Below are 23,616 nucleotides of genomic sequence, written 5' to 3'. Positions count from 1 at the left end.
GCTTCTTCGAGCGCGCGAGCAGCTCCAAACACCGCGGGCGTGGGTTCGCGAAAACAACGCCTCAAGCTCACCGTTCCCTCCCTGTGCACCTAACACCAAGTAGACCCCACAAGCGGGGTGTATCCGGATGCTGACGCGGTCGGCCGGGGCGGTCAATCGGAAGAATCCTACGTCCTGACAAGCACTTGCCCGCTGTTGGCGACCGGCTGGGTCGCCCAGGCTAGCGACATACACCCCACATGTGAGGCGGTAATGGATTACCACCCCGTTTCCGAGGCGGTAGGGCCGCCGACGCAGCAGCCGCGTCTGCTCGATCAGGTCAGGGCTGCGTGTCGCGTCCGGCACTACAGCCTGCGGACGGAGCGTGCTTACGTCGGTTGGACGCGGCGGTTCGTGGTGGCGATGGGCAAGCGGCACCCGCGCGAAATGGGGGCCCAGGAGGTCACGACCTTCCTGACAGGGCTGGCAACCGAGCAGGACGTGGCGGCTAACACCCAGAACCAGGCGCTCTCGGCCCTGTTGTTCCTCTACCGGCAGGTGCTGGGCATTGACTTGCCCTGGCTCGACGGGGTTGTCCGGGCCAAGCGTCCCGGCAAGATTCCGACTGTCCTATCGCGGGAGGAGATCGCTCGCCTGCTGGCCGCACTCGAAGGGCCCCACTGGGTCATGGGGGGATTGATGTACGGCGCCGGACTAAGACTGATGGAATGCGTGCGCCTGCGGGTCAAGGACGTGGACTTCGACCGGCGTGAGATCCTTGTTCGGCACGGTAAGGGCGGGAAGGACCGGCGCGTGCCACTGCCGATCAAGCTGGTGGAGCCGTTGAAGGACCGCATCCAACGGACACGCCTGCTCCACGGCCGGGACGTCCTCGACGGCTTTGGACGGGTCTGGCTGCCGCATGCGTTGGCGCGAAAGTACCCGATGGCGCCGAAGGAGCCAGGCTGGCAGTACTTGTTTCCCTCGGGCCGACTGTCTACGGATCCCCGCACCGGCGACCTGCGCCGACACCACGTCGACGAGGCCGTGATCCAGCGGGCAGTGAAGGCGGCCCGGCTCAAGGCTGGGATCGTGAAGCCAGCTAGCTGCCACACGCTTCGCCATTCGTTCGCCACGCATCTGCTGGAGAGCGGGCATGACATCCGGACCGTGCAGGAGCTGCTAGGGCACAAGGACGTGGCCACCACCCAGATCTACACCCATGTGCTCGGCCGGGGGGCCAACGGCGCTGTCAGCCCGCTGGACCTTCCCTAGCGATGTCCGCTCCTGGCCCGAAACAGACTTGGGCTTAAAGGAAGGGTGGCACACGAGAAAGGTTTGTTCCGGATCCTACACGGACAGTGCAGCGGCGAAGGGCGGCGGTCTACTTCTGCGCACCGGCGGGCGGATCGACTGCGCCACGGCGTTCTTACTTAGGTGCCCGGACTGTCTGCAGAGCTTGCTCTAAGGACTTGTACAGGCCGATTCCGAGCACTACAGCTTGCGCTCTGCCTCCCCGCGTAATAAGAACAGGACCAGTCTGCGAGTTTCGGAGTACTGCCCGCATCGTTCGTCGCGCAACACTCGCGGACACGGACCAAACGAACTCGCCACTGTCCCCACACTCTCCGTCTCGGCAGTAGGCTGCTTTCATTACTTCGCGCCTTGAAAGCCGATCAGCGCAAGATCGGCGGGTGGAGCACTCCAGACGCCCGCGCCCAACTGGGTCAGATCAACAATAAAGAGTTGGCTGAGCGCACTCTCGGGCACCGGCGTGAAAGGGGGCAGGGCACCGCCCCAGCGACCAGAGGCAACCGCGCCGACGCGACGACGTAGCTCCGCGTAAATCGCCTCGCGAACGGCAGGGGCATCCGTGCGCGCTGTCGCTGCGCAACCGTCGCACGTCGCCGAATGCCGGCCCAGCAGCAGTACCTCCATTGCGAAGCAGACAGTTCCACTTGGCGTTCGCGCCGGACAAATGCCAGGTCCTGCGCCCAGCTGGGATCGAACTGGTGCTTGACGAGCTGTGCCTCAAAGAATTGCTCGCCTTCTGCCAATGCCAGCTCGCGCCAAAGTTTCAGCCGTAAAGCGACTCCGAAGTCGTCCCGGGGAATCGACCGAAGATAATCGCGGAGAGCTTCGAGCAGGCCGGGTCGGACGTACACCGCCCACTGATAGCGCCACTGCAGCCCCTCAATCGGCGTCTCTTCGGCGTCGGGCTGGACGTTCCACTTGGGCTCAGGCCATGGAACGTCGATCAGCTCCATTTCACTCAAGCAGTTCATCAGGGCGACCGACATGCGTCGCGTTGGCGCGACCCCGCGCGCTTGTTCTGCGCTAGGAGGAGCGCAGTGAGGTAGAGACTGCCTGTGAACCCCAAGTCGTCAATGGTGTCGGGGGCGGCCATAGAGGATATGCAGCGTTGTCTGGCCTATCAGGATAACTTAGTATCGTAGCGGCACGGAGTTCCCGACCCTATGGGCAGATGCCTATGGGGGACTGATGTGCCTGGTGAGGTCGGGGAACGTCCGATTTTTGCGCTGCGCCTGAAGCAGGCGCGGGAGCGTTTGGGTATTACCCAGGTCGAACTCGGCCGCCGTGTCGGCATGGATCAAGCCGTGGCCAGCCCTCGCATCAATCAGTACGAGAACGGCGTGCACGTGCCGCATCACACCACCGCCGAGCGTGTAGCGAAGGTTCTTGGCGTACCGATTGCGTATCTCTTCGCTGAGGATGAGCAACTCGCTCGCTGAATCCTTGCATGGACTGAGATGACCCCTGCCGAGCGCATGCGGTTATTGCGCCAGGCAGAGGCGCGCCCTAAACAGCCGTGAGGTTCCCGGGCAGGGATCGCGCCCTGGAGTGAAGGCGCGTAGCGAGGCAGGGCTCCTCCGCGCAGTCCCGCGAACGTGGCGGCAACCTGCAGGACGCTGAAAAAGCTAGCGCGAGGCGAAGATGTCCTTCGGGTGCCTCAGCAACGGCGGGCCCTCTTAGGTATCGTCCAGCAAGCGAGCGGCTGGATTGTCGGTTACGCCGCCAGCTTGGAAATAACCGATCACACTAGCAACCGACCGGTGCTCAGTCATTGCCATGAGCGCTGGGAGGGCGACTCCCTGGCGCCCGCCTTCCGTGATGAAGCCGGAACGCAGACTATGCCCGCCGAAGTTGCCTTCAATTCCCGCACGCTGCGCGCGACGCTGCACGATCTCTGCTACAGCCGCAGGCGAGAGTCCTGGACCAATTCGATCCTTCCACAGTCGCCGAAAGATTGGACCCTCGGTGAGGCCGCTGGCCTCGATCCAAGCCTCCATGGCATCGGCGGCGACGCCCAAGACGGGCTTCTCGGGGGTCGAGTTCGCAGTAGGGCCAGCCTGCTGAGTCTTGCTGTGCATGAGCCGGTAAACATATTGCCGCTCACCCGCGCGCTTTAAGTCAGCGAAGTCAGCGGCCGCGACCTCGCTCCTGCGCCGCCCGCCGCTCGCAAAACCGAAGTAGAGCAGGGCGCGGTCGCGGATCCCTTCCAGCGAATGGTCGCAGGTCGCGATAAGTGCCTCGAGCTCCTTTCGGGTGATCGCGGTCTTCTTCGTGGGCCGTTCTCCCCGCTTCGTCGCAGCGCGACGGGCGCGTGCGAGCAGATGACGGACAGCTGGCTGTTCGCAAGGATTCTCGGACTTGTGCAGCCGGTGAGCCTTCGAGAGCACTGACACACGGTGAACGACGGTGCTCAGTTTGAGGGGGCCTGGCTTTTGCTTGAACCTGGCAGCCACGAGTTGCGAGTCCAGTGCTTCCGGAAGATCCCATACAAGCGCGTGCTTGGACCGCCGCTGGAGGTGGTCGACGATGAACTGAACGACTGCGACTTCCGGAACGGGCAGCTGGATCAGTTGCCCATAGCGACCTTGGAACCACGCGGCCCAATAACGCAGCGCGCTGGCATAGCTCCGGGTGGTGTTGGCGGAAGCCGCCTCCTCGAGGATCTCTCGAACGGCGGTCTCTGCACTCTTCGCCAAGGCGGCCGGCAAGAATACGGGCGTGGCTGTAAGCGGAGCGAGCTCATCGGGGTTTGTCATATGTAATATGTAGCAAACACTATGATCGCGGGCCCGTACCCGCGATAACAATCCATTATCGTGGGTGGTTGGTCAGCAGAGTAGGGTGCCCAGGTTGGAGACGCAAATGGCTCGTGGCATCACCCAGAACGACGTCGACCAAGCGGCCGACGCCCTGCTACTGGCCGGCGAACGCCCGACCGTTGATCGCATCCGCCAGCACCTTGGCACCGGCTCGCCGAATACGGTCACCCGGATGCTCGATTTGTGGTGGAAGGCCCTCGGCCCGCGACTTTCTGCGCAGCAGCGCAAGGTCGAGTTGCCCGCAGCGCCCGAGCCAGTGGCGGCGTTGGCGTCCCAGCTTTGGGAGCAGGCGTTGGCCTGCGCGCGCGACGATGCCGACACGGCAATTGCAGCCGAACGGGAGGCACTTGCCAGAGCCCGAGAAGCCGCGGAGGAACGTATATCCGCCGCGGAATCAGCAACCGTAACCGCTCGTGAAGCTGAGGCTCGGGCAGCACAGGCGCTTGCAACGGCCCACCAGCGCCTGGATGACCGGCAAGCTTTGGTCGACCGCCAATCCGCTCAGATCGACGACCTTTCCCGCCAGCGCGACGAGGCCGTCAAGCTTGGTCAGCAGCTTCAAGCCGAGGTTCTAGCCCTCCGAGAGCGTCTCCAGGCGCTCCAAGCGGAACACGAGTCGGCGCGCGAGGCGCAGGCGGCCCACCTGCGCGCCGTCGAAGACCGCGCGCACGTTGAAGTCGATCGCGCCCGTCAGGAGACACGCGAGCTGAAGCAGCAGTTGCATGCCGCCGACAAGGCGCATGCCGGGCGTGTGCGCCAGCTGGAATTCGACTTGTCGCAGGTGCAAACCGGGTCTGCGCAGCTTGCCCGTGAGCTGGCAGCCGAACAGGCGCGGCGAGAAACTCTGGAGGCGCAACAGACCGAGCTTCGGCGCAGTCTCGACGCTGCATTGAAGCCTGCACCCGCACTTCGAACGGCACGCACGCGAACCAAAGCGAAACCCGTTCGTCCCAAAAAGCGCTGAGGTGCGCGACGCTTCGCCTCTAAGTAATACTGATTGGCATGACGACACCTGCCGAGCTGAGAAGACTGATTGAGCTGTCGGTTGCAGACCCGCGCAACGAACCGATGTTGCTGCATGCTCTGCTCGACGCCGAGCTCTACGTGCACCTGCCGTTGTCCGATGATTCGTCCAGGATGCGGCTCATCTGCTTTACCCGACCCGATGGCCTGACGGTGATTCCGGTGTTCTCAGATGAAGGCAAAGCGAAGGTCGCCGGGCAAGGCGCGGTGCGTGTCGGTGCCGTGTGCGGGCGTGAGCTCTTCGTGTCGGCGCCGGGCGCGACCTTCATGCTCGACCCCAACGACACGACAACGACCCTTTATCCCGAAGAAATCGATGCACTCCTCAGCAGTGGCGAGGCAGCAGTTGCGCCTGGCGTCGTGGAGAACGCGCAGATCTCGCTTTCCCCTGCCGCGTCCGAGGACCGCTGGATTGGCGAGCTTGTCGCGGATGCCGTCAAAGGCATCGATGCGGTGTGTGCGGTGCATCTGGCCAACATGCACATTGCTGGTTGCACTGAGCCAACAGGCTTTGTAGCCATCGTAGCCGTCCCACCTGCGTGGTCAGAACGCGCCGCGCGGGCCGCGGCGCTCGCTCTTCACACCAACCGGCGCGCTCCGCGTCTTCCAGTTGACCTGACCACGTACGATCCCGCCGACCCGCCGGAATGGGTCTCAGAGCCGGGCTTTGGGGCCGCGTGGACACGTACCCGTTGCGGCGTGCACTGACATGGTTCGTGCTCGGCGCTCGGCGTGGCCATGATCCTTTTCGTCGACGACGGTCGGGTCCGTCGCAAGGCGCGTTCCAGAAATCCAGACGCGGTCACCGAGTTAGAGGTCTTGCTGGACTCGCTAGGACCGTACCGGGATCTTGTGGAGGTCATTGTCGCCGCGCCTTGGGCTACCGGGCGCACGCTGGCCCAACTGCGCGCGGACCTGGCACCACACCAGCCTGATCGGATCAGCGGAAACCTGTGGGACGACCCGCCGCCGTGTGCCCTCAGCCGCTACGACCACATCAACTATTGGTTGACGCGTCGCCACGTCTGGCCGCTGCCGACGTGGCTGGCGCTGGCGCCTGAGCCGGATGATTGGCCCGCCGAGCGACGCGATCGATTCGTTGGGTGCGTTGGAGGCATTGGTTCAGAGGGGAACCAGCGAGAGCTTCGAGCAAGACTTGAGCGGTACTACTGGGCGGATTTGTGGTGGGGCGAGGGACCCGCTCCGGATGTGGCTTTACGATCGCAGGCGCATGCGCTGATGGTCGCCTGGAGCATCCCACGCAGGCGCTGGCCGGAATTCCTTGGCCGGACTGCACATGAGCTCGAGCAACGGCTCGAGCTTCTGCTGAAGGTTCATGCGGCCGCCCAGCGTCACGTGGGCGCAGGTGTCTGGTATGCGCATTGGGTACATCTTCCAAGGGCCGCGCTAGACATGCGCAGACCTGTTGAGGTGATCGCGACCGAGGGCCTCGCGGGGATCGGGCGCGTGCTTAAGCACGTTTGGGACTTTGCGCCGCCAATGGCTGGCGATGGAGCTCGCAGCTCCAAAGCCGGTTAATCCCGTGGAGCACCGTAAGCCGCCGTTGCTGCCGGCCCTGCGCGTCCAGTCGGAATCGTCCAGCCCGGTTCGTCAGGGCGGAGATCTTCGGCGCAACACGGGCGAACACCATCGCCAGCGACAGCCCAACAAGAGCCCTGAGCGCTACGCTGGCCACGTAGCGAACGATCGTCCGGAGGTCGCTCTGCACCGGGAGTAGGGGCCAGAGCAGGTGCTTCGCCGCGGCCACGATCGCGAACTGGGTCGCAAACAGGAAAATGACAGTCCCCGGCAGCAAGGGCAAGTCGCCGCAACCTTGTCTGCGCGGAGGGAAATTGGCGCTGGTAAGTGTGTAGGCTTGGCGTGGTGACACTGCAGCGCCCAGGCACTCAACTGTGCGGTGCCCAGAAGGTCCGCCAGGTCGTGGCCGCTAGATTCGCCCACTGAGGGCTGCGCGCGTATCAGCCGCCTGCTAGCCGCCGCGTCGGAGTTTTCCGAGCGGAAGTCGATGCAAAGGTAGGCGGGTTACCATCGGTTGTCGCCGGAGATCCGCCGCCGTCGGGACGGACTTCATCCGGAACCGCGTCGAGGCGCGCCATTCCTGTACCCATTCGTGGGCACGACGACGGGTGCTGTGCCGGCCCGAGTGCACTGCGGGAAGGTGTGTACCCGTCAGAGGGCGTGCGTTGTACATCCGATGTGCAGCGTCGGTACACACTTGAGTGCGCTGGACAAGAGTCATCGAGAGGTACCTGGCCGAGTAGGGGCCATTGCCTTGGAGCGGGGCCGGGCAAACCTGCAGAGTTCTCGGCGCAGCTCCGAGCAGCCAGTCAAGCGGTAGGGACGGCGACCCGCCGCACCCGTCATCACGAACTTCGCATAATGTATATTATGTGAGAATGTGAGCGCTCCTAGGCATTGTTCGGCTCTTCCGACGCCTTGGGTTCCAGAGATTCTCGGACAACCCACTACCTCACGGTCAAACGTCGGCCTTGCCTTCCTCGCACCGGGTTACCGCACGGTTCGGCCCGGAAGCGGCTTACCTTTGCCTAGGTCGAACTCTGGTCTGCGTTCGCCAATGCAGGCTCAAACTAGACGCCGCGACTCGGACCCCGCGTCGCTAAGCAGCCAAAGCTTTCGCGTTCTTTTCGGACATCACCCGGCCGCTCGTCTGAAGGCAACGAGAAGCTGTAAGGCAGCGGCGTCCCGAATGCTTCGACCGTCAGCCGACCACCACGGGTGTCACCGGCATGCCCGACTGACGGCGTCGTTCCATCGACGTAGGTCGTCGTAGCCTCGCTGGAGGCCGGCTGTGCGCTCCCATTCGTCGCGGCGGGCCTTGATGTCCGCACACGACGCTGGCTGTGCTTCTGGCCGGCCGCTCACCCTCGTGGTGGACGCCCTCCGGCCCGGACCGCTTGCAGAGCGGCTGCGTGCAGACGCGGATGTCGGCATTCCCACACCAGCGTGCGATGGCACCGGCGTCGGGGCAGCGAACTCGCGCACCGAAACGAGCGAATCGCCCGCAGCGCACGGTTCACTCTGAAAGCTCGGTGCCCCGCCCTTTGCGGCGCATTTGTAGACCGTCTGCGCGTCAGACTGGTCGAAGGGCGGTAGAACGAGCGTCACGCCCGCGACGAGCGAGCCACACAGTCGTGCGAACGTCCCGCGGGCCGTTGTGAGCATAGGGGTGGCTCCGGATGAGGAGCCCGCAGACTAGTGGCGAGCGTGGCCGCTGTCCCCAGGGAAAACGCCGCTCGGCGTGTCGGAAAACCCCTGTATGCCGTGCAGCCCGGTCAGGCGGCCGTCCTGTCGGCGGCATCGGCATTGGTCGCCACGGGAGCATTTCGCTTAGCGCAGATGGCGCCAAGCGACTCCGGCCGCGCAAAGAAATAGCCCTGCCCGAGTTCACAGCCCAGTTCGAGCAGCATTCGCCTTTGATCGTCGGTTTCGACACCCTCGGCTACGACTTCGAGCGACTGGGAACGCGACAGCGCGAGAATTGCGCGCACCACCGCGGTGCTGCCCCCGGTTTCGCCCCACACCAGATCGCTAACGAATGAACGGTCGATCTTGACGGTCTGCAGCGGGAATCGGTGCAGATAGCTCAGCGACGAATATCCGGTGCCGAAATCGTCGAGCGCCGCGAGGATGCCCTTGGCACGCAGTCGCTCGAACAGCTGGCCGACGCGTTCGGGGTTCTCCATCAGCGTGCCTTCGGTCACTTCGATGCGAACCTGCGCAGGCAACACGCCGTGCGCGTTCATCAGCGACAGCAATCGCAGGTCGAGATCGGCGTTGCGGAAGTGACGAGGTGAGAAGTTGAGATTGACGTACTGGCCCGGCTGCAGCAGCCGCGAAATCACCTCGAAGGTGCGTTCGAACATCAGCCAGTCGATGGATTCGAGGCTTCCGCTCGCTTCGGCCACCTGCAGGAATGCGCCCGGCGCGAGCACGCCACGCTCGGGATGGTTCCAGCGCAGCAGTGCTTCGTAGGCGACGGTACGGCCGTCGGCCAAGGACACGATGGGCTGGAAGTACGGTTCGAACTCCTCGCGCGTGATCGCCCTGCGCAGGTCGCTTTCGAGATCGAGCAGCCGCAGCGCTTCCTGGTGCAGGTGTTCGTCGAAGACCTCGACGTGGCTGTGGTCCGCACTCTTGGCGCGGTACATCGCGATGTCCGCGTCGCGCAGCAACTCCTCGGGCGTGCGGTAGTTGCGCGTGCTCAGGGCGATGCCGACGCTGGCGCTGGTGAACAGGTCCTTGTCATCGATCCGGATCGGTTCGCGCAGCGTTTCGATCACGCGAGCGGCCATTCGCAGCGTTTCGTCGTTGCCGCCGATGTTGTCCATCAGGATGGCGAACTCATCGCCGCCGAGGCGCGCGACCAGGTCCTCCCCTGCCCTCACGCATGCGCTGAAGCGGCGCGCGACTTCCCGCAGCAGCTGGTCGCCGACGAGGTGACCGGCGCTGTCGTTGATGACCTTGAAACGATCGAGGTCCATGAACAGGACGGCGAATTTGTAATCCTGGTCTCGCTGCATTCTGGCAAGGCAGCGCAGCAGCTGATCGCGCAGATACGCGCGGTTCGGCAGGCCCGTCAGCGAGTCGTGCAGCGCCTCGTGCTTGAGGCGTTCTTCAATCTGCTGGCGGACCGCAATCTGCTCGCTGAGCTCGCGCGTGCGCTCCTCGACGCGATGCTCCAGCTCGCCATACGCCTTCTTCAGCGCCGCGCCGCCGCGCTGTCGTTCCAGCCCGTTCGCGATCTGGTACGAAATGAAGGTCAGCAGCTCGTGGTCGCGGCTGCTGTATCCGACGCCGGGCGTATAGCTCTGCACTGCGAGCACGCCCAGCGTGCGGCCCTGCGAGACCAGCGGCACGCCCAGCCACGCCAGTGGCAGCGCGCCCATGACGGTCAGCTCGCCCCGGTCGGACAGGTCGGCGATGCGCTTGCGCGTCTCCGGCACAGTCATGTCGACCAGCAGCGGCTTGCCTTGCCTCAGCACGTACTCGGTGATGCCGCGGGCCAACTGGCGCGGCGCCGGTCGGGCGTTGTACTGGTCGACGAAGTACGGAAAATGCAGGGATTCGCCGCTGTCGTCGAGCAGCGCGATGTAGAAGTTCTCCGCGTCCATGAACTCGCCGACGATGCGATGCACCGAGGCGTGGAAAGCGTCCAGGTCGGTCGCCGTGTTCGACAGCTCGGCGATGCGGTACAGCGTCTCCTGCAGGCGCTGCGCGCGTTGGCGCTCCTCGACCTCGAGCTGCAGCGCATGCGTGCGCTCCTCGACGCGGCGCTCGAGATCTTCCTGCGCTCGCTTGCGGTCCAGCGCGGTCAGGATGTGGCTGCCCACGTACGAGAGCAATGCCTGATCGGCGTGCGTGTAACGCGGTCGCTCGATGTAGCTCTGCACCACCAGCACGCCACGCACGCGGGCGCCGGAGGTGATCGGAACGCCCAGCCAGTCGAGGCACTCGGCGCCGATGTCGCGCATGGGCCCGGAGATCTGCGACCGGATCTGTTCCGAAGAGCCCATCAACGGGTGACCGTCGCGCACGAGGTACCAGGTCAGCCCGTGTTCCATCTCCGCCATCGACACCGGCCGGTCCGGACCACGCTGGACCGGATCTTCGGTATCGACCATATAGAGAAACCGCAGCGCCTCGATTTCGGGCTCGTACAGCGCGATGTAGAAGTTTTCCGCGTACATGAAGCGGCCGACGATCGCATGCAGCCCACGCAGCATGTCCGGCATGTCCATGTCAGAGCTGGCCATGTCGGCGATCGTGAACAGCGCGGACTGCAGTTGCTCGGAACGCTCGAGCTGGCGTACAGAGTGGTCGAGCCGCATGCGTGCCGCGACGCTGCGGGTGACGGGCGCCAGCACCGCGTGCAGCGCCGCGCAGTCGGCTGGCGAGGCGGCCCCTGCCAGAACGATTGCGACGTAATCCATGCCCTCGCCGGTCGCGACATGAAGGGCCGCCCGGTCATGGTCGCGGTTGAGCGAGAATCCACCGCCCTCTCGCGCGTGCCGCACGAGCGTCCGGTCGCTGGCGTCGAATTCTCGCGTCGAGTTTCTGGACTCACCCAGCCGCCAGGACACCGCGGCCGCTGTCCACCCGAGCGCAGCCGCATGTCTGAGCACACACGTTGAGAACGCGTCGAGGTCGGTCGAGCCGAGCAGGTCCGACAGTATCGCCGCCAGGCCTTCGGCGTCCGGCAGCCGGGACGATTCGGAGCGTATGGGCGGCAACTGGGTCATAAGGGGTTATCGGCCGGTGTTCGCCGGAGTGACACCACTGGCACGACGCTGGAGCCAAGGCGCCGAATCGGCACGCGGCCATCATCCGCCCGATTTCCTGTCGCCGAGCGATCCGCGCATCCGTTATGTGACGTGGTGCTCCCGCAATAGCGGGAGCAGGTCAGCACCGACGAGGGATCAGCCCCGGGTCATCGCCTCACAGCTCTCGGCGCACTGCAGGCAGGCGTCGATGCAGCGCTGCATTTCGGGGTCGTCCGCCATATCGGCGCACTCTTCGGCGCACTCGCGACAGACCTCGACGCAGGCGCCGCAGATCACCGTGTGGATGGACGCGCCGCGCAACATCGAGTTCGCGCTAGTCGCGCACATATCTGCACACACGGCCATCAGCGCGATGTGGTCGGGGTCGGCATGCGCCCCGCCCTTGGCGAGGCAGTGGTGAATGGTTTCCAGGCACACGGCATGACACTGGGTGCAGTGATCGATGCACTCGTTGAGTGCCGGGTCGCGATGTTCCGCGCGATGGTGACCCATGCGTCTTCCTCCGACTCGATGGACGATGCGCGGAGCCTCCATGTCACCGTCGCAAGCCGATGGTCGACCGTTGCGTGTGAACGCAGGGCGGCGTGCGCGGAAATCCGTTCAGCCGGGCGACAGGGGCGCCTGGTGGCGCCCCCGCCGCTGCCACCCGCGCCGACGTTCTGCACAGCGGCTGGCGATATCGTGCCGGCCCGGCACAACGATCAGAACCAGACGCGCACGCCTGCGACAACGCGTGTCTCTTCGAGTGCATGGCCTTCTTCCCGGCGGAGGTCGGCCGTGTTGCCGTATGCGCGCTCCCAGGCGACGCCCACATACGGGGCGAAGCGGCGGGTGATCTCATAGCGAAGCCGCATGCCGGCCTCGACGGTGCCCAGACCGGAGCCCACACCCCGCCCCTCGTCGTCCTGACCATGCAGCGTGGCCTCCACAAGCGACTGCAGCACCAGGCGGTTGGTCAGCAGCGTCTCGTATTCGGCTTCGATGCGCGCCTCCGTGCGCCCGGCCTGGCCGATATACGCGGTCGCCTGGAGCTCGAACTTGTACGGTGCGAGCCCCATTACGCCGATCGCGGCGAACGTCTGAGACCCGCCGGGCTGGAAGTCGTGGCGAACGCCGGCGACAAAGTCCCACCAGGCCGCGACCGGACGGCCGTACAGCACTTCAATATCGGCGGAAACGGTCTCGCCATCTTCGCGCTCGCCTTCAGTGCGCAACCAGAGCTTGTGATGGTCGGTGCCGACCCAGGCGTGTCCTTCCCATGCCTGCCCGGCTTCGCCGTCATCGTTCCAGGCTTCGAGCCGGTTGAACTGCACGAAGTGCACCACCCGCTGGTCATGCGTGGTGTGGCCGTGCACGTCGGGAAACGCGGCCGCGCGGTCTTCGTCGGTGGGTGCGGGAACCGGCAGCCCGGTCGGTGGTGGGCGGTCGTGGATGGACGGATGCGACGGGGCAGCAGAGCTATCGGCCTGGTGGTGACCCATGCCGGAGTGGTCCATCGCGGAGTGACCGACCTTCGAGTGATCCATTTTCGAATGGTCCGTCGTGGATTGATCCACCTGCGAGTGGCCCATCTTCGAATGGTCCATCCCGGAGTGGTCCATCTCAGAGTGACCCATCTTCGAATGGTCAGCGCCCGAAGCGGACCCGGCGCGGTCGTTCGCCGGACGCGCCGCTTCCAGCTGCGCGTTCGCACCGGAATCTGCCTGCTGCTGCGTTGCGGCCGCCCGGGTCCCCGACTTCGCTCGATGCAGCGAGTGGTCCTGCTGAGCAGGTGGGTGCGAGTGGTGCTGCGCGTGCGCGGCAGGCACTGCAAGCATCAAGCCGACAGACGCCCCGGCCACGGCCTTCGTGACGCGGCTCATTCTTCCACCCTCACTTCGCGCATCATCCCGGCCTCCATGTGGTACAGCAGGTGGCAGTGGTAGGCCCAGCGCCCCAGCGCGTCGGCGCGAACCCGATAGCTGCGCTTCGTGCCCGGCGGCATGTCGACCGTGTGCTTGCGCACCATGAACTGCCCGTCCGCATCCTCGAGGTCGCTCCACATCCCATGCAGGTGGATCGGGTGCGTCATCATCGTGTCGTTGACCAGCACGATGCGCATGCGCTCACCGTAGTTGAGCCGCAATGGCTCGGCACCCGAGAACTTGATGCCGTCGAACGACCAGACGAAGCGCTCCATGTGCCCGGTCAGGTGCAGCTCGACGGTGCGGCCGGGTTCGCGGCCGTCCGGGTCGTCGAACGTGCTCCGCAGGTCGGCATAGGTCAGTACACGGCGGCCGTTGTTACGCAGGCCGATGCCCGGGTCGTCGAGCCGGGGCTCGGGCGCCATCGTCTGCATGTCGACGAACGGGTTGCCCTGCTCGCTCGCCGGATGCGTCTGCATGCCGCCGGCGCCATGCCCCATCGTGGCGTGGTCCATGCCTCCGTGCCCCATGGGGGCATGGCCCGCGCCCTTAGCGGCCGCATGACCCGCCCGGCCATGTGACATCGCGCCGTGCCCGATCGCGGCGTGATCCATTCCGGAGTGGTCCATCGCGCCGTGACCGCTGCTACCCGCGGCGTGCGCGGCAGCCGCCGCTGCCGCCATGTCGTGGCTGCCATGGCCGCCATGGCCCATGTCCGCCATTGTCAGCAGCGGCCTTGGATCGACGGACGGCACTGCCGCACGCAGGCCCGCACGCACCGCCAGCGTCCCTGCGACGTAGCCCGTGCGCCCCATGTCCTGCGCGAAGATCGTGAATGCGTCCTGCCCGGTCGGCTCGACGATGACATCGTAAGTTTCCGCCGCCGCGATCCGGAATTCGTCCACCGTGACCGGATGCACGTACAGGCCGTCGGCCGCGACCACGGTCATCTTCAGGCCGGGAATGCGCACGTCGAAGTGCGTCATCGACGAGCCGTTGATGAAGCGCAGCAGCACTTTCTCGCCGGAACGGAACAGGCCCGTCCAGTTGCCCGGCGACGTCGTGCCGTTCATCAGGTACGTGTAGGTGTTGGCGTTGACGTCCGACAGGTCGGTCGGCGTCATGCGCATCTCGCCCCATGCCTTACGGTCGCGCAGCGTCGCGGCCAAACCGTCCTCGCGGATGTCGCGGAAGAAATCGCCGGCCGTCTGCATGTAGAGGTTGTCGTGCTCGGGCATCTTCTTCAGACGCTCGAACAAGGCGGTCGGCGACAGGTCCGTCCAGTCCGACAACAGCACGACGTGCTCGCGATCGAACGAGAATGGCGGTGGCGCCAGCGGATCGATGATGATCGCGCCGTACACGCCGGCCTGCTCCTGGAAGCCCGAATGGCTGTGGTACCAGTAAGTGCCGGCCTGGTTGACGTTGAACCGGTAGTGGTAGGTCTCGCCGCGCTGGATGCCGTTGAAGCTCAGGCCCGGCACGCCGTCCATGTTGGCCGGCAGGATGATGCCGTGCCAGTGCAGCGAGGTCTGGTGGCCATGCACGGTGCGCGCCGGCAGCGCGTTGGAGACGCGCAGGTTGACCGTCGTGCCCTCGCGCCAGCGCAGGATCGGCGCCGGCAGCGAGCCGTTGACGGCAACCGCGGTCGCCGGGCGGCCGGTGAAGTTGACCGCCATTTCGCCGATGACGAGGTCGAATTCGGTTCCCGACAGCACCGGCGGTGCGCCGGTGGAGGCGCGGCCGAAACCGGGCCACAGCCCGAGGCCGGCTACCGCGCCACCGGCCGCGAGCCCTTGGACGAAGCGACGGCGCGAAGGATCGGCCAGGGGTGTGCGTGGCCGGCCGGGCACGCGACCGGTTGGATCGAATTTCATGAACTGCTCCGCTACGAAGGGCGGGCCTGGAGCCCACCCGGACACATGGCCGCGATGGCGGCCCGCCAGGTCGATCAGCCGCGAGCGCGGCGGCACTCAGCCGATCGGCGGACGCAGCGGGTGGTGCAGACGGGGCGTGTCGCGAGCGGCGGCGGGGTCGGGAAATCGCACGCTGGCGGCCACGTTTCCATCGGGTACGCGCGGCAGGCCCGCGGTCGCGTGGGCGACATGCGGAAGCACGCATTCGCAGGCGTGGTCGGCGCAGCCGCCATCCGGATGCGCAGGTGGCCGCCGCTCCTCATGGAGGTCGGCGAGCAATGCCTTGGCACCGAGCGAGTGGCCCTCCTCCGGCTGGCCTGTTTCGCCGTGGCAAGGCATCGAGGACTCGTCCGTGTGCCCAAGCGTCGGCACCGGGGTGGCCGGTTCGGCCCCGAGGGCGAGCGATGCGAATCCCGGCGCCATCCCGGCGATAACCAAGCTCAGGCAAAGGCAGAGGCGAAGCACGAACGCGAGCATCCGCGGATGTTACCGCGCGCCAGCCCTGCCAGATTGAAGTGCGGCTAAAGCGGACGCCGCCGGCGGGCGCCCTTGGCGGTCCGCGGCGCCTTCATTAGCGGGCGGCGCGGCCGATAACGGTCGCGATGACCGTGGCCGGCCGAAGGGCAGCAACGCCACGCAGGAGCGCCGCATGCCCACCCACTACGAGACTCTGAAGGTCGCGTCCGACGCGCCGGCCGAGGTCATCCGGGCGGCATACCGTGCGTTGAGTCAGCGCTACCACCCGGACCGCAACGCGGGCGACGCCGGTGCGGTTCGGACGATGCAAGCGCTGAACGAGGCGTATGCGCTGCTGTCCGATCCCGAGCAGCGGCGCCGCTACGACGAGGCGATCGCGGCGCAACGCCGCAGCACCGCGCGCATGGAGCCGCGGGGCGCGACAATGGCCGTCCCACCCACCCTCGCCCGTGCTGCCCGCGAGTACCGGCGCCACGCGCCCGCTGGCGCTGCGGCGCCGCCGCCCCGTCGCGCACGTCGCGCCGCGATCATCCTGCTGCTTGTAGCCCCGCCGGCGATCGGCATCGGCGTGGGCGTCTGGATGTCGAGTCACCGCAGCGTGAGCGAGGGCGCCGTCCCGTGGGTCGCGGAGCCAGCGGCCGAATGGAGGATGCGCGCGCTCGACGCGCCCACCGTGGCTGCAGCCGCCGCCCCCTCGTCGCCTGCCCCGACCGCTCGGGAGGAGCCCGCGCCTGAGCCCGCTGGAGCACCGGCCACCGCGCCGCTTGCGCTCGCGCCTGCCCCGGCAGCGGCCCCAGCCGCGCCGGCACGACTCTCACCGCATGGCGTGCCACTCCCGATCGTGGCCGACCCGAACGGCCGCGCCTGGCCGTTCGAAGCCGGCTACGTGCCAGGTATGCGGCAGGATTTCACCGATGGCCTCGCCTCGGTCAACGTGAACAACCTGGCCAGTCCGGCGCCCGCATTCGTCAAACTCGTCGCCCTCGACGCCGGGGCGCAGCCGGTGCGGCATGTCTACATCCCGCCCATGGACGCATTCGCGATCGAGGGCGTCCGGGCCGGCCGGTACGAACTGCGTTTCCAGAACCTCGTGACCGGCGAGCTCAGCCGTTCGGACGCGTTCGAGCTGCGCCAGCACCAGGGGCGCTACGGCGCGCGTTTCAGCCAGGTCGAGGTCACGCTGAGCCGGCTCCCCGGTGGCTCGCTGGGCACCTATCCTCTCGCGGCAGAGGACTTCTAAGCGCGGCCGGGGGCGATGTGGCAGCTCGCGTGCCGCCGTTGCCGGAATGCCGTGCTCACGACGGGGCAACGAAGGTGGCGCTAGAAAAGGGTGTCTTCCACGATCTGAGAGGAGTGCTCCGATGCCGAACAACCGAGACGACCACCGCAGCGCGGAAATGCAACGCCTCGATCGCGAAGTCACCGGCAACTCCGTGAATGCGCGCACTGCGCAGACCGGCAAGGAACTTCATGAGAACGCCGAGGCGCTGGACCGCAAGTATGCAGAGCACGGTGACGACGATTCGCAGGACCGTGCCTGATCGATTGCCGGGCCTGTCCACGTCCCGGCGCGCATGAGTAACGCTGCCTGGCGCAGCCCGTGGCAGCCGCCCCGGCTGCGCCGCGCAGTGTTTGCTGTCGTGGCGGCTACGGCGCTGGTCGCCGGCTGTCGTGACTGGCAAAAACCCGACCCGCCGACGCCTGCCGAGGTGCGGGCCCAGCTGACGCGACTGCTTCCGGCCACCTTGCCCGACCGCAAGGACTGGGCAGCGGATATCCAGGCGGCCTTTACCGCGCTGGAGATCGATCCCTCGGCAAGCAATCTGTGCTCGGTGCTCGCGGTAACCGAGCAGGAATCCACGTATACGCCGGACCCGGTCGTACCCGGGCTTGCCAAGATCGCCCGCACCGAGATCGAGCGCCGCGCCGAACGGTTGCGCATACCGCTGTTCGTCGTGCGCACGGCGCTGCAGCTCGAATCGCCTGACGGCCGCACCTGGGACGAGCGGCTTGCATCCGTGCGCACTGAGAAGCAGCTCAATGAGATCTTCGAAGAGCTCGTTGATTCCGTTCCGCTCGGGCGCCGTTTGTTCGGCGGCGCGAACCCCGTGCGCACTGGCGGGCCGATGCAGGTCAGCATCGCGTTTGCCGAGGCTCATGCGAAGGACCGGCCGTACCCCTACCCCGTCGAGCATTCGATCCGGCGCGAGGTGTTCACACGGCGCGGCGGAATGTACTTCGGCATCGCCCACCTGCTCGGCTATCCAACCTCGTACGAGAAGCCGCTGTACCGCTTTGCCGATTTCAACGCTGGCTGGTACGCAAGCCGGAACGCCGCGTTCCAGAACGCTGTAAGCATTGCCTCCGGTATTCCGCTCGATCTTGATGGCGATCTAATCCGCCACCGCCCCAGCGAAGACGGCAATGACGTCGGTCAAACGGAGATCGCGGTCAGGGCGATCGCGCGAAGCCACTGGGACATGGGCGATGGGGAGATCCGACGCGCCTTGTCGAAGTCGCACCGGCAGGACTTCGAGGAAACCGATCTCTACGAGCGCGTGTTTGCGCTAGCCGAGAAGACCGAAGGCAAGCCCTTGCCGCGGGCGGTGATGCCGCGTATTCGCCTGCACAGCCCGAAGATCACACGCAAGCTCACCACCGAATGGTTTGCGACGCGCGTCGACCGCCGTTACCAGCGGTGCATGGCGCGCGCAGGCAGCTAACCGGTAGCGGGCGGCTACTCGCGGCTCCGCAATCGTCCAACGAAAAACTGTCGAACCAGTAACCACGGCGTAGGTCGCATCGCCGCCGCGCCACCGACGCGTCGCCCGGCTCGGCTCAGCCTGTTGGCGCCTGCGCTTCCATCTGCTCACCACGAGCGCGCTGAGCGGAGAATTTCGACAGCATTGCGAGCAGGCGCTGGCCATCGACGGGTTTGACGAGATGATCGGCAAATCCGGCTTCCTCCGACGCCGCGCGATCGTGCGGTTGGCCGTACCCCGTCAGTGCGAGAAACAACGGATCCGTAGACGCGGCAACATCGCGCAGCTCGGATGCGAGCCGGTAGCCGGTCGTATCCGGCAAGCCGATATCGAGTATGAAGACGTCGAACGGCTGCCGCCGCGCGATCGCCAACGCCTGTGCGCCGCTGCCTGCGACCGCGGTCGTGTGTCCTTCCACATCGAGCAGCATCGCGAGCATCGCAGCGGCATCGGTGTTGTCGTCGACGACGAGCACGCGCATGCCCGCCTCGTCCGCACACGGTGCCCGCGGCGGTGCCGTATCGGCGGCCGGCGCTTCCCGCGTGGACAGCGGCAGACACACGGTAAACGTGCTGCCGCAGTCGGGACCTGCGCTGTCCACCTCGACCCGCCCGTTATGCAGCTGGACGATGCTGCGCACCAGCGCCAGCCCGATGCCGAGCCCGCCCTGCGAACGGTCGGGCGTGCGTTCGGCCTGGGTGAACAGTTCGAACACGTGGGGCAGCAGCGCGCGCTCGATGCCCACGCCGTTGTCCTTCACGACGACGCGGACCGCTCGGTCATCACAGTCGACGCGCAACTCGATCGCGCCACCACGCGGCGTGTATTTCGCCGCGTTGTTGAGCAGGTTCGCGATCACCTGAATCAAGCGCGTGCGGTCGCCGCGTACCAGCAGCGGTTCTGCGCTGGCCCAGGTCGACAGCGCGTGCTGCCGGGCCTCGATCAGCGGTCGCACCTGTTCGATCGCGCTCCCGACGACGGACCGGATGTCGAGCGTCGCGAGTTCGAGCTGCACGAGGCCGCGGGTGACGCGAGACACGTCGAGCAGGTCGTCGACAAGTTCGGTCATGTGCTGGACCTGCCGTCCGATCACATCACTGGCCTGGCGCACGCGTGCGTCCGTGCCTGCCGACATCTGCATCAGTTGCGCGGCGGTGCTGATGGGTGCCAGCGGGTTGCGCAACTCGTGCGCCAGCATTGCGAGGAACTCGTCCTTGCGACGGTCGGCCAGCACCAGCTGCTGCTCGGCCACCTTGCGCGCGGTGATATCGACGAAGGACGCGACGATGCGCCCCAGTGCGCCGACCTCGTCGAGCTCCGGATAGGCGTTGACCAGGGCCCATACCGGTTCGGCGCCCTCGCGTCGCACCACGCCCACCACGTAATCACGCAGCGGCTCCAGCGTGCGCATCACGACTGCGACGGGGTACTCATCGGCGGCCATCGGTGAGCCGTCATCGTTGAGGAAATGCCAGCCCGGATCCATCAGTGCCTTGCCACGCAGTTGCTCGGGTGAGGCGCCCAGAAACTCCGATGCCATCGGGTTGGAGAACTCCACGCTGCCGTCGGAGCCATGGACCACCAGACCGGCCAACGCGTGGTCGATGACGAACCGGTGTGATGCTTCGGCCTTACGCCGCTGCGCTTCGGCCGCATTGCGCTGCTGCAGCGCGCGTGCAAGCTGCGCCGCGTGCGCACGGCTTTCCACGCCCTGCCGGTGCAGCTCCATCTGTGAGACGACCTGCCGCCCCAGTGCAGACAGGCACCCCCGCTGCGCATCGGTAAGCGCTTTTGGTTCGACGTCGAGCACGCATAGCGTGCCCAGCACGTAGCCGTCGCTGTTGAGCAGCGGTACGCCCGCGTAGAAGCGCAGCTCGGGCCCGGACGTAACCAGCGGGTTGCACTCGAAACGACGGTCCAGCCGCAGGTCGCCGATCTCGATGAGGTCCGGCTCGAGCATCACCTTCGCGCAGATCGAATCGTCGAGCGGCAGCTCGCGCACGCCGAAGCCGATCTCGGCCTTGAACCACTGCCGGTCGGCATCGACCAGATTGATGACGGCGAACGGCACGTCGCAGATTTCCTTCGCGAGCATCGCCAGATCATCGAAGCCCGGCTCACGCGGTGTGTCGAGCAGGCAGTAGCGATGCAGCGCGGCGACACGGGGATCCACCGGAGCCATATCCAACAGCACACCTCGTTCATTACTTCCGGGATGGGGCACTTTCTGCCGCACGTCTGCGCACCGGGAAGATGCACTTCAGGACTGCGCCGCGTCGCGCCTCAGCGCGAAAAACCGGATGTTCCGCATTCGGCACGAACGGCCGGGGCGCGACAAAGGCGCGCGCAAAGCGCGGCACAGACGCGACGCATCATAGGCGCAGCGCGTAAACCCCGTGTGGCGATGGCCCACCCCCGGGCTGCCGGCGCGCGGTGCACCGGCAGCGTCATGCGTGGATCGCAATGCGTGCGCCCGGGCATGCCGGCACGAGGCCTGCGTATGCCTCGCGACGTGCCCGGCGCTGCCGCGACCCATGACTTCTTACCTAGACAATTTGGTCTAGACAAACCGTTCTACGGGGTGCAGGATGCCTCCATCCGACAGATCCCGGCGACCGATGAACCGCAAGGCTCCCAAGACTCCGAAACCGACCGCGGCCGAACTCGACCTGCTTCGGGTGATCTGGCGGCTTGGGCCGTCGACGGTCAAGGACGTGCATCAGGCACGCCAGGCCGAGCGTCCCGACGCGACGTACGCCACGGTGCTGCGCCTGATGCAGGTCATGCACGGCAAAGGGCTGCTGAGCCGCGACGAGAGCCAGCGCTCGCACGTCTACGCCGCAGCACAGGCACCGGACACGATGCGGACGGGCCTGCTATCGGACCTGATCCAGAAAGCCTTCGCAGGCTCGGCCAAGGACCTCGTGCTGGCGGCGCTCAGCGGACATGTCAGTGCCAAGGAGCGCGAGGAGATCCGCCAGCTCCTGAAGGACAACGACCTCGACGGCGACACGCGGAAGGAGAACGGAAATGAATGACCTGCTCGTCACCTGCATTCCGCTGATCGGCCGTGCACTGCTGCACTTCGTCTGGCAGGGCGGCGTCATCGGCATTATTGCCGCCGCCGCGCTGTTCGCGTTGAGGCATGCCGCACCGCAGACCCGCTACGCAGTCGCATGCACCGCGCTTCTCGCCTGCCTGCTTGCGCCGCTGATCGACATCGCGCTGCAGCTCGGCGCCGGGTCGGCCGCTGTCGCGCCGTCCCCCGCGGGGGCAGGCGGCTTCCTGATCTCGACGGCGACTGCCGCCGCCCCCGGGCTGCTGCCGGGCACGACGGCGTCCCTCGACCGCTGGCTGCCGACGCTCGTCGCGATGTGGGCCGCGGGCGCCTGTGTCTTCTGCCTGCGCATGGCGTTGGGTGTGGCGTGGATCGCGCGGCTGCGCGGAACGAAGCAGCCTGCCGCCCAGGCGAAGTGGCAGGCCCGCCTCGACGCGCTTGCCACGAAGTTCGGCCTCAAGCGCGCCGTCGCACTGCGACTCGTCGACGGCATCGATTCGCCGGTGTCCGCCGGCTGGTGGCGCCCGGTCGTGCTGCTGCCGACCGCGCTGATCGCACGCATGCCGGTCGAACTGGTCGAGGCGCTGCTCGCGCACGAGCTGGCACACGTCAGGCGCCATGACTACCTCGTCAACCTGCTGCAGGGGCTGGTCGAGGCGTTGCTGTTCTTCCACCCGGTGGTCTGGTGGCTGTCGCGGCAGGTGCGTATCGAGCGCGAACACGTTGCCGACCGCCTTGCGGCCGAGGCACTGAACGACCCGCGGCGCCTCGCGGTCGCGCTCGCCGAACTGGCCGACTGCAGGGCCACCCATCTCGCCCCACCCCGGCTCGCGCAAGCCGCCAACGGAGGTCACCTCATGTCCCGCATCGAACAACTCGTCCGTCCCGGCCGCCGCACCGCGGGCCGCATCGCGTTCCCCCTGCTCGGCGTTGCCGCTGCGTGCATCGCGTTCTACGCCCACGCCCAGATCAACTCCGACGCTCCGGCCACCCCCCGCGGTTCCGCAGCAAAAGCCGCCGCGATCTCGACGCCTCCCGCACTCAAGCCGATGCTGGCACCGCCGCCCCGCCCCGCCGCTGCCGGCGTGCTGGGTCTGCCCTCGGTGCCTGCGGCCGTCGCGTCGGCATCGGCCGGAGCGGTCGCGTTCGCAAATGCCGACCGGAATGACGGCGAAGCCTACGCACTGGTCCGTGGCGATCGCGACGGGATGATGCTGTCCGGCTCCACCGACGACATTCCCTCGATCAACCGCGTGCGCCGTGACATGGATGGGGACTTCATCTGGTTCCGTCGCGACGGCCGCGTCTATACGGTCACCGATCCGGCGTTGATCGCCCGTGCCGGGCGGGCGTGGAAGGATAGCGATGCGATCTCGCGCCGGATGGACGCGCTGGGCGAGCAGATGTCCGCGCACGGCGACAAGATGAGCGCGCTTGGCGAGCGCATGGGCCGGATGGCCGGGCACCAGTCGCCCTCGCCGGCCATGCAGCAGGTCCAGCGCCGCATCGGTGAGCTGGCCGGTCGACAGGGTCAACTGGCAGCGCAGCAGGCCCGGCTCGCGATCGGCCTGTCAGGCCTTGACGACACCGCAAGCGCCCGCGTCGAGCGTGAGTTGGAGGCGATGGAGTCGCAGCTGGAAGCGAAGATGGAAGCGATCGAGGTCGAGATCGAGCGCGAGGCGAAAAAGATCGAAGCCGAGGCCGAACGCATCGCACGCAACAGCGCACCGATGGAAGCGCTGGGCCGCGAAATGGAAGCTGCGTCCAAGCCCATGGAGGCGCTGGGCCTGCAGATGGAAGCGCTCGGCGAGCGCCAGGAGCGAATTGCGACAGAAGCCGAGCGCGAAATGCGTCGCGTGATCGGCGAGGCCTTCGAACGGGGCCTCGTGCGCCCTGCGCCCGGCGCAACCTCGCCCCAGTAAGCGACCGCACGCGGTCCACGGCCACACTCCGCGGACCGCCTGCCCCCTCGCCTCCCGCGGCACCTGACCCGACCGGACGCGGCGATGACGCCGCCATCCGGGCCGGCCGGATGCGTGCG

Annotated in this window: 19 protein-coding genes; 10 read left to right on the top strand and 9 right to left on the bottom strand. The window is 66.6% G+C overall.

Annotated features, from left to right (window positions below):
• The first annotated feature begins 252 nt into the window (after positions 1-252).
• Positions 253-1,254, top strand: coding sequence for an integron integrase (locus ACFFGH_RS16540; RefSeq protein ID WP_386670197.1), 1,002 nt, complete (start codon positions 253-255; stop codon positions 1,252-1,254).
• Positions 1,255-1,408: 154 nt separating this feature from the next.
• Here the strand turns inward: ACFFGH_RS16540 and ACFFGH_RS16535 are convergent, their stop codons facing one another.
• Positions 1,409-1,633, bottom strand: coding sequence for a type II toxin-antitoxin system prevent-host-death family antitoxin (locus ACFFGH_RS16535; protein WP_386670196.1), 225 nt, complete (start codon positions 1,631-1,633; stop codon positions 1,409-1,411).
• Positions 1,634-1,706: 73 nt separating this feature from the next.
• Positions 1,707-2,279 (bottom strand): hypothetical protein, encoded by a 573-nt coding sequence (locus ACFFGH_RS16530; protein ID WP_386670194.1) that lies wholly within the window; start codon positions 2,277-2,279, stop codon positions 1,707-1,709.
• Positions 2,280-2,483: 204 nt separating this feature from the next.
• Between ACFFGH_RS16530 and ACFFGH_RS16525 the strand changes: the two genes are divergently transcribed.
• On the top strand, positions 2,484-2,732 hold the full coding sequence (locus ACFFGH_RS16525; protein WP_386670192.1) for a helix-turn-helix domain-containing protein: 249 nt from the start codon (positions 2,484-2,486) through the stop codon (positions 2,730-2,732).
• A gap of 237 nt (positions 2,733-2,969) precedes the next feature.
• On the opposite strand, the gene ACFFGH_RS16520 is transcribed toward ACFFGH_RS16525, so the two are convergent.
• Positions 2,970-4,049, bottom strand: a complete 1,080-nt coding sequence (locus ACFFGH_RS16520; protein WP_386670191.1) for a site-specific integrase — start codon at positions 4,047-4,049, stop codon at positions 2,970-2,972.
• A 106-nt stretch (positions 4,050-4,155) separates the two neighbouring features.
• Here ACFFGH_RS16520 and ACFFGH_RS16515 point away from each other — a divergent pair, with 106 nt between their 5' ends.
• From ACFFGH_RS16515 to ACFFGH_RS16505, 3 genes are read left to right on the top strand one after another with little or no spacing between them, the layout of a single operon-like run.
• Positions 4,156-5,076, top strand: a complete 921-nt coding sequence (locus ACFFGH_RS16515; RefSeq protein WP_386670189.1) for a DNA-binding protein — start codon at positions 4,156-4,158, stop codon at positions 5,074-5,076.
• Between the two features lie 38 nt (positions 5,077-5,114).
• Positions 5,115-5,843: an SseB family protein gene (locus ACFFGH_RS16510; RefSeq protein WP_386670187.1), complete on the top strand. Its 729-nt coding sequence runs from the start codon at positions 5,115-5,117 to the stop codon at positions 5,841-5,843.
• A gap of 30 nt (positions 5,844-5,873) precedes the next feature.
• A complete protein-coding gene (locus ACFFGH_RS16505) occupies positions 5,874-6,674 on the top strand; it encodes a hypothetical protein (protein ID WP_386670185.1) in 801 nt (266 codons plus the stop codon).
• A 1,775-nt stretch (positions 6,675-8,449) separates the two neighbouring features.
• Here the strand turns inward: ACFFGH_RS16505 and ACFFGH_RS16500 are convergent.
• From ACFFGH_RS16500 to ACFFGH_RS16480, 5 genes are all read right to left on the bottom strand, one after another.
• On the bottom strand, positions 8,450-11,416 hold the full coding sequence (locus tag ACFFGH_RS16500) for a bifunctional diguanylate cyclase/phosphodiesterase (protein WP_386670183.1): 2,967 nt from the start codon (positions 11,414-11,416) through the stop codon (positions 8,450-8,452).
• 177 nt (positions 11,417-11,593) lie between these two features.
• The gene (locus ACFFGH_RS16495) at positions 11,594-11,950 is read right to left on the bottom strand and encodes a four-helix bundle copper-binding protein (protein WP_386670181.1); all 357 of its coding nucleotides are present in this window, start codon (positions 11,948-11,950) and stop codon (positions 11,594-11,596) included.
• Between the two features lie 209 nt (positions 11,951-12,159).
• A complete protein-coding gene (locus ACFFGH_RS16490) occupies positions 12,160-13,320 on the bottom strand; it encodes a copper resistance protein B (RefSeq protein WP_386670180.1) in 1,161 nt (386 codons plus the stop codon).
• The gene (locus tag ACFFGH_RS16485) at positions 13,317-15,239 is read right to left on the bottom strand and encodes a copper resistance system multicopper oxidase (protein ID WP_386670178.1); all 1,923 of its coding nucleotides are present in this window, start codon (positions 15,237-15,239) and stop codon (positions 13,317-13,319) included. Before ACFFGH_RS16485 ends, ACFFGH_RS16490 begins: the two co-directional genes overlap by 4 nt.
• A 96-nt stretch (positions 15,240-15,335) precedes the next feature.
• Positions 15,336-15,755 (bottom strand): CopL family metal-binding regulatory protein, encoded by a 420-nt coding sequence (locus ACFFGH_RS16480; RefSeq protein WP_386670176.1) that lies wholly within the window; start codon positions 15,753-15,755, stop codon positions 15,336-15,338.
• A 172-nt stretch (positions 15,756-15,927) separates the two neighbouring features.
• Here ACFFGH_RS16480 and ACFFGH_RS16475 point away from each other — a divergent pair, with 172 nt between their 5' ends.
• From ACFFGH_RS16475 to ACFFGH_RS16465, 3 genes are all read left to right on the top strand, one after another.
• Positions 15,928-16,995, top strand: a complete 1,068-nt coding sequence (locus ACFFGH_RS16475) for a J domain-containing protein (protein ID WP_386670174.1) — start codon at positions 15,928-15,930, stop codon at positions 16,993-16,995.
• A gap of 121 nt (positions 16,996-17,116) precedes the next feature.
• Positions 17,117-17,296: a hypothetical protein gene (locus tag ACFFGH_RS16470; protein WP_386670173.1), complete on the top strand. Its 180-nt coding sequence runs from the start codon at positions 17,117-17,119 to the stop codon at positions 17,294-17,296.
• A 33-nt stretch (positions 17,297-17,329) separates the two neighbouring features.
• Positions 17,330-18,478, top strand: a complete 1,149-nt coding sequence (locus tag ACFFGH_RS16465) for a DUF1615 domain-containing protein (RefSeq protein WP_386670171.1) — start codon at positions 17,330-17,332, stop codon at positions 18,476-18,478.
• 115 nt (positions 18,479-18,593) lie between these two features.
• Here the strand turns inward: ACFFGH_RS16465 and ACFFGH_RS16460 are convergent, their stop codons facing one another.
• Positions 18,594-20,690: an ATP-binding response regulator gene (locus ACFFGH_RS16460; RefSeq protein ID WP_386670170.1), complete on the bottom strand. Its 2,097-nt coding sequence runs from the start codon at positions 20,688-20,690 to the stop codon at positions 18,594-18,596.
• Positions 20,691-21,135: 445 nt separating this feature from the next.
• On the opposite strand from ACFFGH_RS16460, the gene ACFFGH_RS16455 reads away from it, so the two are divergent.
• Positions 21,136-21,555 carry a BlaI/MecI/CopY family transcriptional regulator gene (locus ACFFGH_RS16455; RefSeq protein ID WP_386670168.1) on the top strand — a complete coding sequence of 140 codons (420 nt, stop codon included), beginning with the start codon at positions 21,136-21,138 and terminating at the stop codon, positions 21,553-21,555.
• Positions 21,548-23,497, top strand: coding sequence for a M56 family metallopeptidase (locus ACFFGH_RS16450; protein WP_386670167.1), 1,950 nt, complete (start codon positions 21,548-21,550; stop codon positions 23,495-23,497). Before ACFFGH_RS16455 ends, ACFFGH_RS16450 begins: the two co-directional genes overlap by 8 nt.
• The last annotated feature ends 119 nt before the right edge of the window (positions 23,498-23,616 follow it).

Source organism: Lysobacter korlensis (assembly GCF_042434515.1).
The sequence above is the reverse complement of the archived record's forward strand: the minus strand, read 5'-3'. Positions and strand labels throughout refer to the sequence as shown.